This window comes from Aminobacter niigataensis (assembly GCF_014200015.1).
GTDB classification, from domain to species: domain Bacteria; phylum Pseudomonadota; class Alphaproteobacteria; order Rhizobiales; family Rhizobiaceae; genus Aminobacter; species Aminobacter niigataensis.
In genome coordinates this window covers 1,362,172-1,382,888 of sequence record NZ_JACHOT010000001.1, presented here as the reverse complement: position 1 = coordinate 1,382,888, position 20,717 = coordinate 1,362,172, and the positions used below count along the sequence as shown (strand labels likewise).

The 20,717-nt window shown below is 62.9% G+C and carries 15 protein-coding genes and 2 tRNA genes; 8 read left to right on the top strand and 9 right to left on the bottom strand.

Going from position 1 to position 20,717, the window contains the following annotated elements:
• Positions 1-16: 16 nt before the first annotated feature.
• The 3 genes from aroQ to GGQ99_RS07020 all read right to left on the bottom strand — a co-directional run bounded on the left by aroQ (position 17) and on the right by GGQ99_RS07020 (position 2,845).
• Positions 17-451 carry a type II 3-dehydroquinate dehydratase gene (gene aroQ / locus GGQ99_RS07030; RefSeq protein WP_108608337.1) on the bottom strand — a complete coding sequence of 145 codons (435 nt, stop codon included), beginning with the start codon at positions 449-451 and terminating at the stop codon, positions 17-19.
• A gap of 130 nt (positions 452-581) precedes the next feature.
• Positions 582-1,388 carry a DsbA family protein gene (locus GGQ99_RS07025; protein WP_108608336.1) on the bottom strand — a complete coding sequence of 269 codons (807 nt, stop codon included), beginning with the start codon at positions 1,386-1,388 and terminating at the stop codon, positions 582-584.
• A 53-nt stretch (positions 1,389-1,441) separates the two neighbouring features.
• Positions 1,442-2,845 carry a M48 family metalloprotease gene (locus GGQ99_RS07020; protein ID WP_183261621.1) on the bottom strand — a complete coding sequence of 468 codons (1,404 nt, stop codon included), beginning with the start codon at positions 2,843-2,845 and terminating at the stop codon, positions 1,442-1,444.
• A 136-nt stretch (positions 2,846-2,981) separates the two neighbouring features.
• Here GGQ99_RS07020 and GGQ99_RS07015 point away from each other — a divergent pair, with 136 nt between their 5' ends.
• On the top strand, positions 2,982-4,130 hold the full coding sequence (locus tag GGQ99_RS07015; RefSeq protein ID WP_183261619.1) for a pyridoxal phosphate-dependent aminotransferase: 1,149 nt from the start codon (positions 2,982-2,984) through the stop codon (positions 4,128-4,130).
• Positions 4,131-4,353: 223 nt separating this feature from the next.
• Here the strand turns inward: GGQ99_RS07015 and GGQ99_RS07010 are convergent, their stop codons facing one another.
• The 6 genes from GGQ99_RS07010 to GGQ99_RS06985 all read right to left on the bottom strand — a co-directional run bounded on the left by GGQ99_RS07010 (position 4,354) and on the right by GGQ99_RS06985 (position 11,951).
• A complete protein-coding gene (locus GGQ99_RS07010) occupies positions 4,354-6,027 on the bottom strand; it encodes a S8 family serine peptidase (RefSeq protein ID WP_183261617.1) in 1,674 nt (557 codons plus the stop codon).
• Between the two features lie 13 nt (positions 6,028-6,040).
• Complete coding sequence (locus tag GGQ99_RS07005) at positions 6,041-7,012, bottom strand: phosphatase PAP2 family protein (protein WP_425486778.1); 972 nt, start codon at positions 7,010-7,012, stop codon at positions 6,041-6,043.
• Between the two features lie 54 nt (positions 7,013-7,066).
• On the bottom strand, positions 7,067-8,851 hold the full coding sequence (locus GGQ99_RS07000) for an AfsR/SARP family transcriptional regulator (protein ID WP_210307744.1): 1,785 nt from the start codon (positions 8,849-8,851) through the stop codon (positions 7,067-7,069).
• A gap of 541 nt (positions 8,852-9,392) precedes the next feature.
• Complete coding sequence (locus GGQ99_RS06995) at positions 9,393-9,533, bottom strand: hypothetical protein (protein WP_246389436.1); 141 nt, start codon at positions 9,531-9,533, stop codon at positions 9,393-9,395.
• Between the two features lie 277 nt (positions 9,534-9,810).
• Positions 9,811-11,415: an amidohydrolase gene (locus GGQ99_RS06990; RefSeq protein WP_246389434.1), complete on the bottom strand. Its 1,605-nt coding sequence runs from the start codon at positions 11,413-11,415 to the stop codon at positions 9,811-9,813.
• A gap of 461 nt (positions 11,416-11,876) precedes the next feature.
• A tRNA-Asn gene (locus GGQ99_RS06985) sits at positions 11,877-11,951 on the bottom strand.
• A gap of 198 nt (positions 11,952-12,149) precedes the next feature.
• Here GGQ99_RS06985 and GGQ99_RS06980 point away from each other — a divergent pair.
• The 7 genes from GGQ99_RS06980 (at position 12,150) to GGQ99_RS06950 (ending at position 20,331) form a co-directional block, all read left to right on the top strand.
• Positions 12,150-12,416, top strand: coding sequence for a hypothetical protein (locus GGQ99_RS06980; protein ID WP_183261613.1), 267 nt, complete (start codon positions 12,150-12,152; stop codon positions 12,414-12,416).
• A gap of 147 nt (positions 12,417-12,563) precedes the next feature.
• Positions 12,564-12,637 (top strand) — tRNA-Cys (locus GGQ99_RS06975).
• Positions 12,638-12,721: 84 nt separating this feature from the next.
• Positions 12,722-13,396 carry a protein-L-isoaspartate O-methyltransferase family protein gene (locus GGQ99_RS06970; protein ID WP_183261611.1) on the top strand — a complete coding sequence of 225 codons (675 nt, stop codon included), beginning with the start codon at positions 12,722-12,724 and terminating at the stop codon, positions 13,394-13,396.
• 167 nt (positions 13,397-13,563) lie between these two features.
• Positions 13,564-14,946 (top strand): TolC family outer membrane protein, encoded by a 1,383-nt coding sequence (locus GGQ99_RS06965; protein ID WP_183261609.1) that lies wholly within the window; start codon positions 13,564-13,566, stop codon positions 14,944-14,946.
• 224 nt (positions 14,947-15,170) lie between these two features.
• A complete protein-coding gene (locus GGQ99_RS06960; RefSeq protein WP_183261608.1) occupies positions 15,171-15,926 on the top strand; it encodes a PopZ family protein in 756 nt (251 codons plus the stop codon).
• 143 nt (positions 15,927-16,069) lie between these two features.
• Positions 16,070-18,853: a valine--tRNA ligase gene (locus GGQ99_RS06955; protein ID WP_183261606.1), complete on the top strand. Its 2,784-nt coding sequence runs from the start codon at positions 16,070-16,072 to the stop codon at positions 18,851-18,853.
• Positions 18,854-19,218: 365 nt separating this feature from the next.
• Complete coding sequence (locus GGQ99_RS06950; RefSeq protein WP_183261604.1) at positions 19,219-20,331, top strand: outer membrane protein transport protein; 1,113 nt, start codon at positions 19,219-19,221, stop codon at positions 20,329-20,331.
• The last annotated feature ends 386 nt before the right edge of the window (positions 20,332-20,717 follow it).

The window sequence follows — 20,717 nt, the reverse complement described above, 5'->3', positions numbered from 1 at the left end:
TTCTGTCTGTTTCCGGTCAGAGCCGGGCGGCCAGCGCCTGAAGCGCCAGCGTATATCCGAGCGGCCCGAAGCCGCAGATCATGCCCACGGCCACCGGTGCCACCATCGATTTATGGCGGAACGGTTCGCGGGCGTGGATGTTGGAAAGGTGCACCTCGGCGAGCGGCAGCGGCGAGACGGCACGGATGGCGTCCTGCAGCGCGATTGAGGTGTGGGTATAGGCGCCGGCGTTGAGCACGATGCCGGCGGCGTTTTCGCCCGCCTCGTGGATCCAGTCGACCAGATCGCCCTCGTGGTTCGATTGCCGGAAGTCGACCGCAAGCCCAAGCGAAGCGGCTGCCGCATGGCAGTCGGCCTCGATGTCGGCCAGGGTCTTGCCGCCATAGATGCCGGGCTCGCGTTTGCCGAGCATGTTAAGGTTCGGACCGTTGAGGACGAAAACCGTTTTCAATCTACAGACCTTTCCACCCGCCAGATCCTCTCTGGCGCGGCGGACCCTCTATAATCGGCATAAGCCGTCGCGGAAAGAGCGCAAGCAACTTCTTGCGCTGTCCACAACGGCTCATGTCCAAATGACGGGCTCAGCAGGTGGAATCGGCCTGGCAGGCGGCGGCCGCGGCGATCTTCTCGGCCAGCACGTCCTGGCCGAGCGCGCCGAAGACGACCTCGTTGCCGACGACATAGGACGGCGTGCCGCTGATCTGCAGCTTGTTGGCGAGCTCGTAGGTGCGGTTGAAGGCTTCGCCTATGGCCGGATCCTTCATCGCCTCGCGCAGCTTGGCTTCGTCGGCGCCGAGCTCCAGAGCGAGCTTGATGGCATTGTCCTCGCCGGCGCGGCCTTCGCCGCCGAGCAGCTTGTCGTGGAATTCGCCGTACTTCTCGGGCATCAGCTTACGGAAGGCCATCGAAACGACGTGGGCCTTCTGGGAGTCCGGTCCGAGGATCGGGAACTCCTTGAGGACGAAGCGCAGGTCGGGATTGGCCTTGGTCAGCGCATGCATGTCGGCCTGCGCGCGTTTGCAGTAGCCGCAATTGTAGTCGTAGAACTCGACGATGGTGGTCTTGCCGTCGGGATTGCCGACGATGCCGTCGAAGGCCGAGTTGAAGATCTCGTCCTTGCTCTGCTTGATCACCTCGAGGCTGGCGATGCGCTGCTCTTCCTTCTGCTTGGCTTCGAGCGCGCCCTGCATTTCGAGCAGCAGCTCGGGATTGTCGAGCAGGTATTCGCGCACGATCGTCTCGACCTGCTTCTTGTCGAGGCTGCCGGTTGCTGCCGGTTGCGATGCGCTTTGGGCATGCGCGGTGCCGGGATTGCCGGCCAGGCCGAAAGCCAGCATGGCGAAGGCGACTGCGATGCCGGTCGTGCCGAGAAGAAGTGCTTTTTTCATGATCCCTGAGTCTCCAGCCGTTTCGGCTATGTCGCTACCCGCCGAAAGAAGGTTCACTTCTTTTTCTTGCTCGGCGCCTTGTAATTGATGATGTCCTGGGCGCGCACCCAGCCCGGCGAGCCGCGCGGCATCTTCATCTGCGCGCGCATCGCAAAGATCTTGGCGTCCTGGTAGGCACCGCTGTAGTAGTGTCCGTCGGCGGTGGCAAGGTCGGCGTCGGCGACGTCGCCGAGCATGCCGTAGGCCTGGGCAAGGTAGCGGTAGCCGGCGGCGTTCTCGCGATCGCGATCGAGGCCCTTGCGCACCTCGATGACGGCTTTCTTCAATGCGTCCGGGGTGCCGACGGCGAGATAGGCCTGGCCAAGCTGGATCGGCAGGATGCCCGACTTGGCCGGGTCGAGCCGGACGGCGGTGGCGTAGGATTCGGCTGCAGCCGCTGCCTTGTTCGACTTCATCAGGATGTCGCCGCGCAATTCATGGAAATAGGCGTTCTTGGGCTGCGACTTGATCAGCGCGTCGGTCTTGCTGAGCGCAGAGCGCAGATCGCCGAACAGATAGGTCGCCTGGGCGTCGCCATAGCGCGCGGCAAGGCCACCCGCATTGTTGCGAAGCAGCCGCGAGGCGGCGGCCTGGCCCTGAGTGTAGACGGCGATCTTCACCCGCATCATGTCATGACGCAGCTGGAGCGCTTCAGAGTCGGTCTTGCCGAAATTGGGGCTCTGATGCGCCAGCGTTTCGAGATTGGCGATGCGTTCGCGCGGCATCGGATGGCTGACCTGATAAGGGTCGACCCGGGCGCCTGACAGCGACAACGCACTCTGGAAGCGCTGGAAGGTCTTCAGCATTCCCTGTGCCGACTGGCCCGTGGCATTGAGATAGGTGATCGCCGAACGGTCGGCGGTGGCCTCTTCCGAGCGCTGGTAGCCGAGCAGGCTGCGCCGTGCCATTTCCGAACCGCCGGTCATGATGCCGGCGCCCGCGGCGCCGAGGCCGTTGGTGTCGGATGCTGCCCCTGCCACCATCGCGCCTGCGCCGAGCAGTGCGGCCACGATCGCCATGGTCTGGGCGCGTGCCAGCTGGTCGCGCAAGCGTTCCTGGTGACCGCCGGCGATATGGCCGGCCTCATGGGCCAGCACGCCGATGACCTCGTTCGGCGTCTCCGACGTCATCAAAGTGCCGGTGTTGATGAAAATGCGCCGGCCGGCAACGAAGGCATTGAAAGCCGGATCGTTGACGAGCACGATATTGATGTTCGAATTGGCAAGCCCCGCAGCCTTGAGGATCGGCCGGGCGTAGTCGCGGACCAGCGCCTCGATCTCTGCGTCGCGTACTATGGGCACCCGCTGCGCATGCGCTGCACCCGTCGAACCCAGCGCAACGCCGGCCGACAATGCAAACGCGGCAAAGGCGCGCGTTGATCTTGCGAGGAAACGCGAAAGACTATTGTTGCTCTGCATGGCGGGAAACACTCGTAAACGAGCCGTTGGGCTGTGAAAAGGCTGGTCCAAGAAACTCATCAACTTGTGATCCCCATATCAATCAGGCATTTGTGCGGCGCATTGCCCGACGGACGGCAAGGGAAAGTGGACGAACATGGCGGTAGCGATTTCACGGCGCGGCGAGGTTGAGCCCTTCCACGCGATGGACATCCTGGCCGAAGCCAACAGGCTCAAGGCCTTGGGAACGCCCGTCATTTCGATGGCGGTCGGCCAGCCCTCCGATCCGGCACCGCAACGGGTGCGCGATGCGGCGGCCGCAGCACTCAAGATCGGGCGTATCGGCTATACCGACGCGCTCGGCCTTGCCGAACTGCGCAAGGCGATTTCGGCCTACTACGCCGAACATTACCGCATCGAGGTGCCGGTTTCGCGAATCGCCGTCACCACCGGGTCGTCGGCGGCCTTCAATCTCGCCTTCCTTGCCATGTTCGATCCGGGCGACCGGGTGGCGATCGCCGCACCCGGCTATCCCGCCTATCGCAACATCATGGGCGCGCTCGGGCTCGACGTGGTCGAGATCGAGCTTGATGGCGCCGCCTATCTCCACGCCGAGCATCTGCGCGAGGCGCATCGCCAGAAGCCGCTGAAGGGCGTGCTGTTTGCGAGCCCCGCCAATCCGACCGGCGCGGTCGTGCCGCCGGGCGACCTCAAGGCGCTGGTCGACACGGCACGCGAACTCGGCATCGCCGTCATCTCAGACGAGATCTACCACCGGCTTGCCTATGGCGCGCCCGACGTGACCGCGCTCGCCTATGACGACGACGTCACCGTCATCAACTCGTTCTCGAAATATTACTGCATGACCGGCTGGCGCATCGGCTGGATGGTATTGCCGGAACGGCTGGTGCGGCCGGTGGAGCGCATCGCGCAATCGCTCTACATCTCGGCGCCCGAGCTGTCGCAGGTCGCTGCCATCGAGGCGTTCAACGTCACCGACGAGCTCGAGGTCATCAAGGCGCGCTATGCCTGGAACCGCGAGCTACTGGCCAAGCGGCTGCCGGAACTGGAGTTCAGCTTCGCAGCGCCCATGGATGGCGCCTTCTACGCCTTTTGCGACGTCTCGCGCCTGACCAACGACAGCATGGAGTTCGCACGTCGCATGCTGGCCGAAGCCCATGTCGCAGCAACGCCCGGCAGGGATTTCGATCCGCTTGCCGGCCATCGCTATATGCGGTTCTCCTATGCCGGCAGCCACGACGAAATGATCGAGGCGATGGACCGCATCGAGCGCTGGTTGCGCTGAGCGCCGGTCTCCTTCAAATCCAACCGCCCCGTCGTCGAGCCGACGGGGCGGGGCAGGGGCAAGGGGAGGATCATCTCGGCCCCTGATTGCCAGGATGCTACAACCCCCGCGGACAGCATCCTGACAAACCATGATTTTCGACAAAGGTTTCCCGCCGGCGGATGGGCTGCGCTCACGCCATCCACCTCAGACCTTCGTTATCGCTGCCTTCTTCCGTGGCCCGTCAGGGGCCAAGCACCGCGGCGACCGCCTTGCCCGCATCGAGCAGTCCGGCGCCAAAGAAATAGCCCTTGCCCTTCGCAGGCTCGTTGTCGGCATTCATCGGATCGGGCGTCAGCGGTGTCGTGCCCGGCTTGACGGTGGCGTTCTGGTCGCAGGCGGCCACCAGGATCGCCTTTGACGACAGGCCGTCGAGTTTTGCCGCCGGGCCCTGCTTGGCCTTGTTGGCGCGCGCCAGCAGGGCTGCCACGCCCGCGACAAGGGCTGCGGCACCCGAGGTTCCGCCGAACGTCGTGTAGTAGCCGCCGCCTATGCCGGGATTGTCGTGCGGCGGCAGGATCGACGAATAGGGATCCGAGCCGCCGGCATAGCCGAACGTGCCGGGCAGGTCGGTCGTCAGCAGCGAGAAATGGCTGTGCGGAATGACCTTGCCGGTGCCGGGATGGTAGAAATGCTGCTCGACCATCGGGTCGGTTCGGTCCACGCGCAACTGGTGCCGCGTGTAGATCTCGAAATCGTCGGACGGTGCGACCAGCGTCAGCTTCGTTCCGTAGTTGCTATAGCCGGAGCGATAGCCGTTGGGCGTCACCGCGCCCACGGCCACAATGCCATTGTTGGCCGCGGCGAGGTTGGCCGGGTAGATGAGCTGGCTTTCACCGTCGTTTCCTGCCGCGCACACGACGGGCACCTTGCGGCTGATCGCGACGATCAGCTTGGCGAGGATGTTCCAGGCCAACTCGCGATTTGCCGTCTTGCCGACCGCATTGGGACGGATTTCGCTGGCCGGCGGCGTCGCCTCCTCGAGCCGGGCAAACAGATCGGCCCGCTCCCAGTTCTGGCGCTCGTCGAGGTCCTGCGACAGTTCGGGCTTGGGATTCAGGGCACCGCGGTTCGGATCGGGGAGGCCGCGGGGCAGCAGGATCACGTCGGCACCGCTGGCGAAGGCATAGAGGAAAGCCGTGATGAACTGGTCGGGCTGTTGTTCGAAGCCGGTGCGAATCGAGATCAGCCGCGAGAACGGATCGACGCCGAAGTAGGGCAGCGTGTTGCGGTTCGGGTTGGGGACGACGCTGCCGTCGTCGCCGTTCAGCACATCTGGAAGCACGATGGCGGGATCGGGGGCAACGGTGGCGGCCGGTTCGCCAACTGCCAGGCCGGCGACGGCGGTGCCGTGGCTGCCGAAGGTCTCGTCGCCCTCGATCAGCGTATGGACGACGCCCTCGGAGGCCACGAGCTCGGCAATCAGGCTGTTGAAATAGCCCGTTTCAGGTCCGGTCAGGTTCAGCGCGCCCAGGCCGGCGGTGGAAAGACCGGCAAAAAACGCGGCTTTGACCTCCGGGTCGTAGGGGCTGGCTGCAGGCGCGGCCACATATTTCGCGCCATGGGGATGGCTGACGAGATCGATCGACTTGACGGTGTCGAGCCGGCTCTTGAGGTTTGGGTGGCTGCGGCTGACGCCGACGTCGATGAGGGCGATCGTCGCCGGCGTGTTGGCCGCCGGAAAGGCCTGGGTGATCGTATCCCAGATCGTGCCTTGTATGTCCGGCGATGAATAGTCGATCTCGCCGCCCGGGCTAAGCGGCCCGAAAGTCGCATCGATCACGCCGAGGGCGGCGAGGTGCCAGAGATAATAATAGGACTGCGGTGCCTGGAAGGAGAATTGGTTGCCGTTTGCCATCTTCGTCTCTCCCTCAAAGCCATTCGCGCTGGGCGGCGAGATAGTTCGCCATGAAGGCATCCCTAAGATAGGGCTGGAAACGCTGTGCCAAAGCGCGTCCGCCATTGGTGTCGCTGGGATAGTGAAGGCCCGCCCATTCGCGGTTCTCGGCGACCTTGCGAGCGATGCGTGACAGCTCCTCCGTCGCCGGGTGCTCGGGCAGGATCGAGTTGAAGGCGAAAGCGATCGTATGGCACTGGAACGAGTGGTTGCTGGGATAGGCCTGGTGCGCCGGGTTGGGCAGCATCAGCCGCAGCCTTGGCTCGATCTGGTTCGGCCGCGTGCGGTTGAACTTGGCCTTGTAGATCAGCCCGACATATTCGCAGGCCGTGAGAATCGCCTGGAACAGGCCCTCGGTCTGATCGAAGCCGCTGATGCCGTCGATGCCCAGTGGCTTGGTGAAATCCGAGACGTCGAGGCTGGCTTCGCGCTCGATGTCTTCCTTGCGCCGTGTCCGTTCGCGGTCGCGCGCTTGGAGCGACAGCATGACCGCGGTTTCCAGCCGCGTGACGTCGGGCCCTGGCGGCAGCGGGATGTCGAGCTGCTCCCAGGTGAATTTGCGCGCCGCGGTGAATGCATGCGGCGAGGGCGAGGTGTGGAGGCGCCGAAGCTCGAAGGCGGGGATGAGGTTGCTCTGTGAACCGCCTCCGGATCCGGATTGCAGAGCGCTGCCCTTGTTCTTGTTCTTATTTTTGTTTTTGTTCTTATTCTTGTTCTTGTTGAGCGAAGCCTTGTTCTGCACGCCAGCACTCATCACCGCGCTGGCCACCCTTGCGGCCATCACCATCTGCGGGCCGGCTGCGAGCGATTTCGTCTCCAGCGCAACCTGCGGCCGGTCGGAAGCCGCACAAGGCAGCACGTCGTCGCCGGCGATCTTGAAGCGGTACTGATCCAGGAAGTGCGATAAGCCGCCTTCATGCGGCGCAAAACTGTCGTTGCCAGCCACTTTAAACCCCATTGATTTGATCGAATGTTGCGGCGCTCAGTGCGCCGGTCAGGCTTATTTCTTGACGCCGGCCTTGATGAGGCCCGAAATCAGATTGGCGCCGCCTTCGGTTCGCATGATCGGGTAGCGCGCATCGATCAGCGAACTGATCGAGAAATTGGGTTCCACCGTATTGAGGCGGTCGAGAAGCGAGCGCGCGGCGCGGATGTCGCCCAGCTGTGCGTGGCTCGCCACGAGATAGCGCAGCAGCGAATTGAAATCCGGCCGTTCGCGCAGCGCCTGTTCGCCGGCCTCGATGGCGACGCGGTGATTGCCGGCGAGTGTGGCGTTGATCAGCCGCGAGGTGTCGAAATAGTAGCGGTAGGGGCTGTGGGCGCCGAGGTGGCGCGCCCAGTTGGCGAGGCCCAAGCCCTTTTCCGGCTGTCCGGCATAGGCATGCAGCATCGAGTAGAGGTCCCAGCCCAGAACCTGGGTCGGGTTGGCCCGGATTGCCCGTTCGAACAGACCCGATGCGTAGTCGTATTCGCCGAACAGGAACGAATGGACGTGGCCGACCAGCGCCAGGGTGACCGAGTTGCCGGGGTCGAGTTCCAGCGCCTTGCGTGCGTATTGCTGCGCCTGCTCGGTCACATTGGCCGAATCGGAAAAGCGCTGGCCGACCTGGAAGGTCATCAAGAAGGCGAGCCAGGCATAGGCCTGCGAGGATGGCCGCTGGGCGATGATGCGCCGAAGCGAGGCCTCCGACATCACAAGGTCGTTGCGCGACAGGCGGAACATGGCGTTGACGGCAGCAAAGAGGCTCTCGCCTTCCGCCGCGTCGTCGGATTGTTCGGAGCGCGCGATGAAGTAACGGCGCAGTTCGTCCATCGCCTCGTTGATGAGCTGGTGCGAGGCCGAGGTGTCGCCCGTCTCGATGGCGCGGCGTTCCAGCGTGGCGCCGCCCATCCACAGCAGGCTGCGGTCCGCGGTGCGATGGACGCTGACGCTGATATGGGCCTGGTGGGCCGAAAACCGGTAGCCGACCTGGATGGCCAGGGCCACGGCGTCGAATTCGGCCCCGGCTTGCGTGGCCGCTGAAAGGTCTGGCCTCGAAAGGTCGCAGACGGCCAGTTCGCCATCTTCCAGCAACGAACGGACCAGTGATGCCGTGAACATGTCCGGCAGCGATGCCGCATTGAATGCGTCGCCTGATATCGAGGGCGGCAGCAGGGCGACAGACCAGCCGGTGAGGCTGCCGCGTTGCGGCGTCGTTCTGCGCTCCCCGCCATCGGGCGAATCCGGGCCGGACCGCTTGTTCTCTGCCGGGATGAAGCCGTTGGCTCGACGGTCTTTCGGGCTGAGGTCGCGCTGGCCGAGCGCGGTTTCGAGCCGGCCATGCCAGACCTGGCGCTCGAGCATCAGCCATTCCTCGAATTCGGGGTCGCCTATGTCGAGCCCTTCGAGCAGTTCCGGCCAGGATTCGAGTTGCACGTCGTCGGGCGAGGACTGGCGGGCCGGGTCGAGAAGCTGCAGCGCATCGACCGAAACACGGTTGAGGTCGAGCGAGATCGTATGGTTGTCGGAAATGATGATGCGTTCGGCCATCGGGCCGAGCGACTTGCGCACGTCGACAAGCGCCTGCCTCAGGCTTGCCGCCGCCTGTTCTTCGCCGCGGTCGCTCCACAGCTTGTCGCGAAGCCAGATGCGTGACCGGGCGCCGCGCGGGGCCAGCGCCAGCATGGCGACCAAGGCGCGGGATTTCTGGGCTTTCGGCGTGCACGACACGCCATCTGCGTCGGTGACGGCCAGCGTCCCGAACAGATAGATATGACCCAGGGTACTGGCGTCTTCACCAGTCATCGCGCGGACCTTTGCAGCAGGTCGTTCCTGCCCGCGACGAGGGTAGCACAACTCGACTCGCCTTGGGCGTGGATACCTTAGGTTGGAATCATACAACGACAACCCAGCCAGCGCGCCTATTTGTGTGCCTTCGCAACCGGACAAAACCTGAAGCATTCCAGCGTCCCTCACCAATGTTTGCCGGAGGCGATTCCAGCCTGTTTTGGAAGACGATAGTGGGGTGGGGTGATTGCTGCGTGAGCGAAACGTCAAAGCAGCCGAAAATCTCAGGTCGTCCTGGCTGAATCGTCATGTGGCGCACACAGGTGCGGACATGCCGACCGCTTGGTTGCGTGGCGGTTCACAAGTATCGGGAGAGGGGCGGAAAACCGGTGGTCCGACCGGAATGCCGCGCCGTTGGGGAGGGATTTCGGCGCGGGTTCGTCAAAAAGCGGGGCTGCCGACAGGGCACGCGCCGATGTGGTCAGGTCCGCAGAGCTGCAACTGGCGGCGACTCGGCGAACGGTCACGACCGGTCGCCGCAGGTGATCAGCTACTTATGTTACCTGCTGGCGCTGGCACGTCGCGGGCCGGCAATCTGCCTGCCCAGCGCCAGCGCGTCCTGGAGGTCGGTGGTGTATTTCGCCGTGTCTTCGAGCCCGCCGAAATGGTTGAGGCGGATGGTCTCGCCTCGCTTGCTCATGACCACTCCGATGGAGCGAAGGGTCTCACGTACATCCGAAAAACGCATGGTCGCCTCTCCTGGCCGGTGGTTGGTGAATATTAGCGACCGCTTGTAACAGCCCCATGTTGCACGCAACGTGATGGATACGTGAATCGGGTTGTGAAAAGTTTCGCGTCGAGCGCGAATTTTGCGACGCGGGGCCGGGCAGTTGGCTCTGGAAAAAAGTTCGGCTGCAGCGGGGCCTCGCCGCTGCAGCCGTTCGATTGCGCCACCAGGCTGGTGGCGCAGTGCCAGCCTACTTCTTCTCGAGGACCGGGAACTTGATCCCCAGCTGTTCGAGATAGGTCGGATACTTCGACGGGTCGTAGTAGAATTTCTGCATTTCCGGCCGGAAGGTCGCCATGATCTCCACGTTCTTCTGGATCTGCGGCTTGTCGTCGGCGCTCAGCATCGGGACATATTTCTGACCTTTCTGCTGTTCGTTCTGGAAATAGTCGGTCGCCTTGGCCAACAGTTCCGGATTGGTCAGGAGGTCGATCGACGTCATGGCGACGACTTTCGAGCCGGCGACCACGCCCTTGTGGGCGATCGGCGTCGCCATCGCCATGGCGTTCGACCAATGGTGGCCAGGCAAACCGGGGATGTTCGACGGGTAGTTCACGGTGATCGTCGGCACCACCCAGGAGATGTCGCCGATGTCGTCCGACCCGCCGCTCTCGGGTTTCTCCAGCGGCGGCTGCAGTTCCTTGAGCTTGACGGCCAGCCCTTCCTCTTTGGCTTTCACCGTCTTCTGCACGGCCTTGGCGAAGGCCTGCTCGTCGTCGTTCCAGCTCGGCAGGCCGACCTGCTGGATGTTGGCGTAGGCAGCCTCGGCCATCGGCTTGTTGAAGTGGCGCGGTGCCGCCGTGCCGACGATCTGCCGCGACACGGTGGTGTTCGACATTTTCGCCGCGGCTTCGGCGATGGTGTTGGCGGTTTCGAAATTCTTGGAAATGTTGTCGAAGTCCTGCTCGCGGATGAAGTACCAGACCGTTGCCGCGGAAGGCACGACGTTGGGCTGGTCGCCGCCATCCGGGATGACGTAGTGCGACCGCTGTTCGGGACGCAGGTGCTCGCGCTTCATGTTCCAGGCGATGTTCATCAGTTCGACGCCGTCAAGCGCGCTGCGGCCGCGCCACGGCGCCCCGGCCGAATGGGCCGATTCGCCGCTGAAGGTGTATTCGACCGAAACCATGCCGGTGCCGTTGGGCTGGCCCCATGTGGTCTGCAGATTGTTGCCGACATGGGTGAACAGCACCGCGTCGACTTCCTTGAAGACGCCGTCGCGCACCATGTAGGCCTTGCCGGCCAGCAACTCCTCGGCAACGCCAGGCCACAGCATGATGGTGCCCGGGATCTTGTCCTTCTCCATGATGTCCTTGAGCGCGAGCGCTGCGACGACATTCACCGCCTGCCCGGAATTGTGGCCTTCGCCATGCCCCGGCGCGCCTGCGATCATCGGGTCGTGATAGGCGACGCCCGGCTTCTGCGAGGTCTTGGGCAGGCCGTCGATGTCGCTGCCAAGGGCGATCACCGGTTCGCCCGATCCCCATTTGGCGACCCAGCCGGTGGGCAGGCCGGCGACGCCGCGTTCGACCGTGAAGCCGCCTTCTTCGAGGATGTCGGTGATGTATTTCGAGGTTTCGACTTCCTGGAATGCCAGTTCGCCGAAGCTGAAGATCGAATCCGTCATCTCCTGGGCGAGCTTGGCGCGCGACTCGATGCCCTCGATCGCACGTTTCTTGAGGTCCGCGACCTGCTCGGCGCTCATCGGCTTCTGTTCGTTTGCCAATGCATATGTCGAGGTGGACGCTGCCAGGAAGGCAGCCAGGGCTATTCGTGAAATCCGCATCCGCTTCATGAAAATCTCCCATTGATCGACAACTCGCCGCTGGCCACGAGCTGCAATCTGCAGAGCCTGACGCAACGGCAACCGGAATGATGACGTCGGGTTGGGAGTGACGGCAAGAATATTCTTCCAGTCACTGGAATTTAGGAAAATATGTGCTGTGAATCGCCAGTCTTATGGTCTGTTGTATTTTCGCAGGCTAATATATGTGTCGGAAACAGAATGCCGCGGCGGCGGCTGTTCAACTCAAGGTCAACGATTGGCCCAATCGGCAAATCTTCTGGACTACTGCGGGGCAGGGGTGCTGGAACCGGAAGATCTTCACAAGCGTCGCTGCATTGCATGTGGAGCTTGGCATCCGCGCCTGCGGCGGGCAGCTTAATTGCCGTCTCCGGCCGGCCGAGCCATAAACGTCGTGGCCATGCCAGGCACGTTTGTGCCCTGATGCCAACAATTGCACTTTGCGGAAAAAGTGGCTCCCCGGGCCGGATTCGAACCAGCGACCAACCGGTTAACAGCCGGTTGCTCTACCACTGAGCTACCGGGGAACAGGGCTCATGTGAACGAGGCGGCGTATAGCAAACGGTTTCGCGATTTGCAAAGCGCTAATCGAACTTTTTGCGAGTTTTTCCCAGCAGCCTTTCTGGTAATCGCCGCCGCGCGGCCTCATATGACGGCTTCGCCCGCATTTTTGCCGGCTTGGCGCGGCATTCGGGCGCATACGGATCGCCACAAATGCAGGACTTATGACCAGCTACAAACCTCAGCAGCCGCCCAGACGGAAGATTTCGGTGCTGGGGCGCGAGTTTGCCATGCCGCAATCGCGTGGCGTCCGCATCGGACTCGGCGTGGCGCTTTGCTTCCTCGGGCTGCTTGGGTTCCTGCCGGTGCTCGGCTTCTGGATGATTCCGCTCGGCCTGCTGATTCTTTCGCACGAGTTCCACGTCGTGCGGCGCGTGCGTCGTCGACTGATCGTCTGGTGGGAGCGGCGCCGGCGTCCGGCTGATCGATGAGGCAGGCCGAAGCGGGATGCGCGATCGGACTTGCCAACGGCATTGCTTGAGCGTGCCGTGTCCAAAACCGATGGGGAAAGAAGCTTCCCCGCTTGACGCCGGATTCCTGGCAACCTATTGGAGCCGTGTAGACGCCCGAAGCGGCGAGGCCTCGTGGCGGAGTGGTTACGCAGAGGACTGCAAATCCTTGCATCCCGGTTCGATTCCGGGCGAGGCCTCCAGCTTTCTCGGCAACCGCCGCCGAGGACCGAGTTCGGGCACAGTCACATTTGCGCTTCATGCGCCGAAGGCGGGCCTGTTTGAAAATGAACGCTGATTTTTCCGAACGTCGCGTGAAGATGGTGGACGGCCAGGTCCGCACCACCGACGTGACTGACGCTGCCATCCTTTCCGCCATGCTTTCGGTGCCGCGCGAGGCATTCGTCGACAGCGCCCAGCGCGAGCTTGCCTATATCGACGAGGATCTGCGCTACGGTGTGACCGCCGACAGCGACCAGCCGCGCTACCTGATGGAGCCGTCGCCCTTCGCCAAGCTCGCGCAACTGGCCGAGATCGGTCCGCGTGACTTCGTGCTCGATGTCGGCAGCGGCACCGGCTATTCCGCAGCCGTGCTGTCGAAGCTCGCCATCTCGGTGATCGCGCTCGAAAGCGATCCGACGCTCGCGGCAACCGCGACCTCGACCCTTTCCTCGCTTGGCTGCGACAACGTGGTGGTGGTCTCCGGGCCGCTTGCCGCAGGTTATGCCTCGCAGGCTCCCTATGACGTTATTTTCGTCGGCGGCAGCGTCGAGCAGGTGCCCGATGCGCTGCTTGCCCAGCTCAAGGAAGGCGGCCGCCTGGTCGCCGTCGAAGGGCGCGGCAACGCCGGCGTGGCCAGCGTTTACCTCAAGGCAGACGGCAATGTGACGGCCCGCAGGGCGTTCAATGCGGCAGTTAAGCCACTACCTGGCTTCAATCGCACACGCGAATTTGAGTTCTGAGCGCCTTTTTCTTGCTGTGCGCAACGCGTCGTGATGTTCTAAGACCGGACGAGGGTGATTTGATTCTGGACTGTTTCAGTCTGGAATCAGCGCATTAGGCCGGTTTCGGCGAGGGGCACTTCAGGCTGCTTTCGGGCAGCTCGCCGCAGAATGAATGAGGGACGCGCGTGTCGTTTTTCCGTAAAAGTGTGTTTGCTGTAGCTCTGGTCTCTGCCACGGCGCTGTCGCCGTTGTCGGCCTCCGCGGAAACGATCCTCGGAGCTTTGGCAAAGGCCTATCAGAACAACTCCCAGCTCAATTCGGCCCGCGCCGGTGTGCGCGTCACCGACGAAAACGTCGCGATCGCCAAGTCAGGCTGGCGTCCGACGATCAATGGCTCCGCCAGCATCGACTATTCTACGACCCGTAGGAATTCATCGACGAGCCATCTGACGACCGGTTCGTTCGGCGTCGAGATTCGCCAGTCGCTGTTCGACGGCTTCCAGACCAAGAACAATGTGGCTGCCGCAGAGGCACGTGTTCGGGCCTCCAATGAGAGCCTGCGCAACACCGAGCAGAACATTCTGTTCAACGCGGCAAGCGCCTACATGGATGTGATCCGCGACCGCCAGGTGGCGGCGCTGACCGAGCGCAACCTGCAGTTCCTGGGCGAGCAGGTACGGGCCGCGCGTTCGCGCTTCGACGTGGGCGAGGGCACCCGCACCGACGTCGCCCAGGCTGACGCATCCCGCTCGGCGGCACTCGCCCAGCTCAGCGCTGCCCGGGCCCAGGCGCTGTCGAGCGCAGCCATCTATCGCCAGATCGTCGGCGACGAACCGAAGAACCTGAAGGCGGCATCGCCGCTTGCCAAGCTCCTGCCCAGGAGCCTTGAGGGCGCTGCCTCCATCGCAGCCGATCAGCATCCGGCGATCCTTGCTACCGGGCACCTGGTCGACGCGGCCGGCTTTGCCGTCAAATCCGCGGAAGGCGCGCTGCTGCCGCAGCTGTCGGCTTCGGCAGGCGTTTCCCAGATCAATCGGGATACTGCCGGAGCGACTCCTGGCACGCAGGATGGCTGGTCGACGTCGGCCAATATCGGCGCGACGCTGACCGTGCCGATCTACCAGGGTGGCCGGGCCTCGGCGACCGTGCGCCAGTCCAAGGAATCGCTTGGCCAGGCCCGCATCGAAGTCGATGTCAGCCGTGATCAGGTGCGCGCCGCGGTGACCTCCGCCTGGACGCAGTACACCGCGGCCCGCGAGGCCGTGGCAGCCAATCGCGAAGTGATTTCGGCTGCTCAGCTTGCACTTAGCGGCGTTGTCGAGGAGCGCAATGTCGGCCAGCGCACGACGCTCGACGTGCTGAATGCCCAGCAGGACGTCATCGACGCCCAGATCAACCTGGCGACCGCCGAGCGCGATGTCGTGGTTGCGAGCTATGCCATCCTGTCTGCTGCCGGCAATCTGTCGGTCGAACGACTTGGGCTGAACGTCACGAAGTACCGGCCGGAAGAACACTTCAATGCCGTCAAGGATAAGTGGATCGGGCTGCGGACGCCGGACGGTCGCTGACCTTCAGCACCCCGCGTGCGGGATTTGAGGCGGGCGCCTGCTCTTTTGGAGCGGGCGCCCGTTGTCGTTTGCGACCCCCCTTGTGAGGTAATCTGTTGAAATCGCCGGGGCTGTCCGATTGGGGATTCTCGAAGAGGAATCAGTCGGCTACGCTAAAGCACTGATTCGAAGCTCGTTTCGACGGGCGGGTTTTGTAACCTGTCACAAAGGCGGCGGATGTGACGATGGCCCAGGCTAGCAGCGCTCAGCGCGAACCCTCGATGGAAGAGATACTCGCTTCCATTCGCAGGATCATCGAGGACAACGACACCGGACGACGCCCGGCCGTCGACTTCGAGCAGATGCGCCCGGAGCCGGAAGACGATCGCGGTGACCGCAATATCATCGAGGTCGAGGCATTCAGGGCTGAACTCCAGGCTGCCAAGCCGGCGCCGGTCGAGGTCAAGCCCGTTGAAGCCGTGCAGGCTCCGACAGCACCCGAAGCCAAGGTAGCCGAGCCTCGCGCCGTGACGTGGCCGACGGCAGATCCGAAGCCGGCTGAAGCAGTCATGGCAGAGGCCGCTGCATTGCCGCGCACGCCGACGGCGAGCTGGGCGCCAAAGTCCACCCTGGCGGTAGAGCAGATGGAGCGTCTGGCAGGCCCTGCGCGCGAGCCCGAGGTCGAAGCTCCTGTCTCAGCAGCGAGGGGCGAAGCTGCTGCGGCCCCGATCGAACCTGCAGCTTCCCCGATCGAGCCGGCAACTGCCGAAGAGCCCTTCGCTGTGAAGCCCGCGATTATCTCCGAGCAGGCTGGCCGCCAGGTTTCGGCCGCCTTCGGCGAGCTCAACGACGCCTATGCGGCGCGCAGCCGCAAGTCGTTCGACGATATTGCTGCCGAAATGATGCGGCCGATGCTGCAGGATTGGCTCGACAACAACTTGCCGACGCTGGTCGAACGGCTGGTACGCGAAGAGATCGAGCGCGTGGCCCGCGGCGTGTAGTGTTTTCGGCCTTGCCGACATGAAAGCGCCGCCTTCGGGCGGCGTTTTCGTTTCTGGTTGCGGCAGGCCATGCTGTTGACTTGCCCCCACCCATCCGATTTACACCGGACCAGCAAAATCCGGACCAAACGGAACCAATTCCGATGCTTGAGAAGACCTACGACGCCAAATCAGTCGAACCCAAGATTGCCAAGGCCTGGGAAGACGCCGATGCCTTCAAGGCCGGCGCGGGTGCTGCCGAGGGCGCGGAGCCGTTCACCATCGTCATCCCGCCGCCCAACGTCACCGGCTCGCTGCACATGGGCCACGCGCTCAACAATACCCTGCAGGACATCCTCGTGCGCTTCGAGCGCATGCGCGGCAAGAACGTGCTGTGGCAGCCGGGCATGGACCATGCCGGCATCGCCACCCAGATGGTGGTCGAGCGCAAACTGATGGAAAAGCAGATCCATCGCCGCGACCTGACGCGCGAGCAGTTCGTCGACAAGGTCTGGGAGTGGAAGGACGAATCCGGCGGCATGATCTTCAACCAGCTGAAGCGGCTGGGTGCCTCCTGCGATTGGTCGCGCGAGCGCTTCACCATGGACGAGGGCCTGTCCAAGGCCGTCATCGAGGTGTTCGTCACGCTGCACAAGCAGGGCCTGATCTACAAGGACAAGCGCCTTGTGAACTGGGACCCCAAGCTGCTGACGGCGATCTCCGACCTCGAGGTCGAGCAGCATGAGGTCAACGGCAACCTCTGGCACTTCCGCTATCCGGTCGAGGGCGAGGTCTACGATCCGGAGAACCCGAGCACCTACATCACGGTTGCGACCACAAGGCCCGAGACGATGCTGGGCGATACGGCTGTCGCCGTTCATCCCGACGACAAGCGTTATGCGCATCTCGTCGGCAGGAATGTCGTGCTGCCGATCGTCGGCCGCAAGATTCCCGTTGTCGCCGACGAATACTCCGATCCGGAAAAGGGTTCGGGCGCGGTCAAGATCACGCCTGCGCACGACTTCAACGACTTCGAGGTCGGCAAGCGGAACAATCTGCCGGCGATCAACATCCTGACCGTCGAGGCCAGCATCAACATCGTCGACAATGACGAGTTCCTCGAAGGCCTCGAGCGCAACGACATGCGCGATGGTGTCTGGGCGCAGTTGCACGGCCTCGACCGCTTCGCTGCGCGCAAGCTGGTGGTCCAGATCATGGAGGAGGGCGGGTTCCTCGACAAGATCGAGCCGCACAAGCACATGGTGCCACATGGCGACCGTGGCGGCGTGCCGATCGAGCCGTATCTGACCGACCAGTGGTGGGTCAACGCTGCCGAGATGGCGAAGCCCGCCATACGCAGCGTGCGCGAGGGCCGTACCAACTTCGTGCCCAAGAACTGGGAAAAGACCTATTTTGACTGGATGGAGAACATCCAGCCCTGGTGCGTGTCGCGCCAGCTGTGGTGGGGACACCAGATCCCGGCCTGGTATGGCCCGGACGGCCACGTCTTCGTCGAGCGCACCGAAGAAGAGGCGCTCGATGCGGCGGTCCAGCACTATCTCGCCCTTGACGGGCCGTGGAAGGCCTGGGTTGAGGAGCAGCTTGAGAATTTCGAGCCCGGCAAGATCCTGACCCGCGACGAGGACGTGCTCGACACATGGTTCTCGTCGGCGCTGTGGCCGTTCTCGACGCTCGGCTGGCCCGACAAGACGCCCGAACTCGACACCTACTACCAGACCGACGTGCTGGTGACCGGCTTCGACATCATCTTCTTCTGGGTCGCCCGGATGATGATGATGGGCCTGCATTTCATGGACGAGGAGCCGTTCCACACGGTCTATGTCCATGCGCTGGTTCGCGACAAGAGCGGCCAGAAGATGTCGAAGTCGAAGGGCAACGTCATCGATCCGATCGAGCTGGTCGACGAATACGGCGCCGATGCCTTGCGTTTCACGCTTGCGATCATGGCTGCCCAGGGCCGCGACGTGAAGCTCGACCCGGCCCGCATTGCCGGCTACCGCAACTTCGGCACCAAGCTCTGGAACGCCACGCGTTTTGCCGAGATGAACGGCGTGGCGCGCAACGACGAGTTCTGGCTCAACGATGCCAAGCTCACCGTCAACCGCTGGATCCTGACCGAGCTCACCCGCGCCACGCGCGAGGTGACGGCGTCGATCACCAGCTATCGCTTCAACGAGGCGGCGGGCGCGGCCTATCGCTTTGTCTGGAACACCTTCTGCGACTGGTATCTGGAGCTGCTGAAGCCGATCTTCATGGGCGAGGACGAGGCGGCCAAGGCCGAAAGTCAGGCAGTCGCGGCGTTCGTGCTGGACGAGATCTATAAGATGCTGCATCCGATGATGCCGTTCATGACCGAGGAGCTGTGGGCGCACACGGCGGGCGAGGGCAAGGAGCGGCCGTCGCTGCTGTGCCATGCTGCCTGGCCCTCGCCCGACTTCGAGGACGGAGCCTCTGCGGCCGAGATCAACTGGCTGGTCGACCTGGTCAGCGGCATCCGCTCGGTGCGCTCGGAGATGAACGTGCCGCCGGCGGCGATCGCGCCGCTGGTCTTTGTCGGCGCCAATGACGAGACGCTTGAGCGCCTGAAGCGTCACCAGTCGGCGATCGCGCGCCTGGCCCGTGTCGGCGAGATCACCCATGAGGCGGCAGCGCCCAAGGGCGCGGCCCAGATCGTCGCCGGCGAGGCCACCGCCTGCCTGCCGCTCGGCAGCCTGATCGACCTGACGGCTGAAGCCGCGCGCCTGCAGAAGGAATTGGCCAAGACCACCGAGGAGATCGCCCGGCTGCACAAGAAGCTGTCGAACGAAAAATTCGTCGCTTCCGCGCCCGAGGAGATTGTCGCAGCCGAGCGCGAAAAGCTCGAGGACTATCGCCAGACGCAGGAAAAGCTCGACACCGCGCTGTCGCGGGTTCGCGACGCTGGCTGACGATTCGAGGCTGAAATCCTGCCGCGGAATGACGCTGCGGCAGGGGCGTCTTTGGCTGCCGGAACAGGCGTGCCGCAGCGTAAATTGTGGTCGATGTAACCGTTTTGCGCCTGATTGTTGCCATAATGTAACAAGGCGCTGATATACCCGCAAAAACGCCGATTTCCGGATCGGGCTCTCCGGATTTTCCTGGAAATCTTTCCGGTGGAAGAGCGAAATCACCAAAATTGACGTTTGCGTAAGCGGAAGGTCAGCGGCGATGGCCGAGCTTGGCCGTAGCGCTGCCGCGTTTGCAAAAAATCAATGTTGCGTGATCAGAATGAAATCGGTCAATTCTCATCGCGAGCATTCGGGAGAGGACACAAATGAACATTTCGCGTCTCACAAAAGCGCTGCTGGGGGCAACGGCGCTGACGATCGTAGCGGCAGGCGCAGCTCAGGCGGGCGGTTTTTCGCGTGGTACGGCCGATACTGATATTCTGTATGAGCAGGGCAATTTCAACCTGCGCACGAGCATGACGGTGGTTAGCCCGGAGCGTAAGTTTACAGTGAATACCTCCCCGGATGGGACGGGTTATGATTACTCCGACACATACGTTGTTCCTTCGGCGGCGGTGAAGTTCAAGATATTCGACGAGCTTTCATGCGCAGGCACAGTGAGTATGCCCTATGGTGGCGGTGTTACGTATGGCCTCGGAGGCAATGGAACGCTGTTCAAGCGCGAGGAAGACTTCACCGTCATGGAGTACGGGGCGACCTGTGCGTTCCAGTATGAGCTTGGCAAGGGACGCATTTCGGTGCTGGGCGGTGCTTTCATTGAAAGCGTCGACTACAATCTCGTAGGTCAGAACGGGTTCGTAACGGTCGATTTGCAGGATCAGGATTTTGGTTGGCGTGCAGGAATTGCGTATGAGATTCCTGAAATCGCGCTTCGTGCCCAATTGATGTATCGCTCTAGCACGAATGTCGCGGCTGAAGGCACCACAAATGGAAGCCCGGTTGCGCAGGGCTTCGCCGAACTACCCCAGAGTGTTGAGCTTAAGGTTCAGAGTGGCATAGCGCCGGGTTGGCTGGCCTACGGCAGCATCAAATGGACCGACTGGTCGGTCAACGAGCGGTTGGTCCTTGTTTTGAACAAGCTTGCTCCCCCCGGTGCGGCAACCAGAGTTGATACCTATAACTGGCAGGACGGGTGGACCGTCACCGGTGGTATTGGTCACTCGTTTAGTGACTCTATAGCCGGTACCGTCTTTGCTACCTGGGATCGCGGCGTCAGCACTGGCTGGGATCTTCACACCGATACCTACACCGTCGGCACTGGCATCTCGCTCAAAGACAAGTTTGGCGGTGAACTGCGCGCGGGCGCGGGCGTGAGTTACCTCACGGCGGGCGAAGAAACTCAGTATGGACCTGCAAACCGCGCTGTCGGTAACGATTGGGCCTTCGCCTTTTCCGGCGGCTACAGCGTTAAGTGGTAACAACCACCTCCTAAACCTCCAAAAGCCGGGCCTCGTGCCCGGCTTTTTTTTGTTGTCCTTTGTCCGTTTGCGTTTCGGAAACCATGGCGCGGCAAGTCGGCAACAGTTGTGACGATTCGGCAACACTTTTGCATCAAGCTTTCGGCTAAGAAACCAAGCGGGGCAATTGCCCATTTCCCGCCATAAACCCGGCGCACCCCGGATAGGTCTTCGGACCAGAACCCGGGATGCCCGTGACGGGACATCGGACGACATGTGCAAGGGGCCGCAATTCTGCGGCAGGAACAGGAATGAACGCCAAGGCGATCTTCAAGGCCAAGCTGCCCAGCCGTCAGACGACGGCAGCGTCGGCGCATGCGCCTGCCTGTTCTTTGCCCGCGAGATTT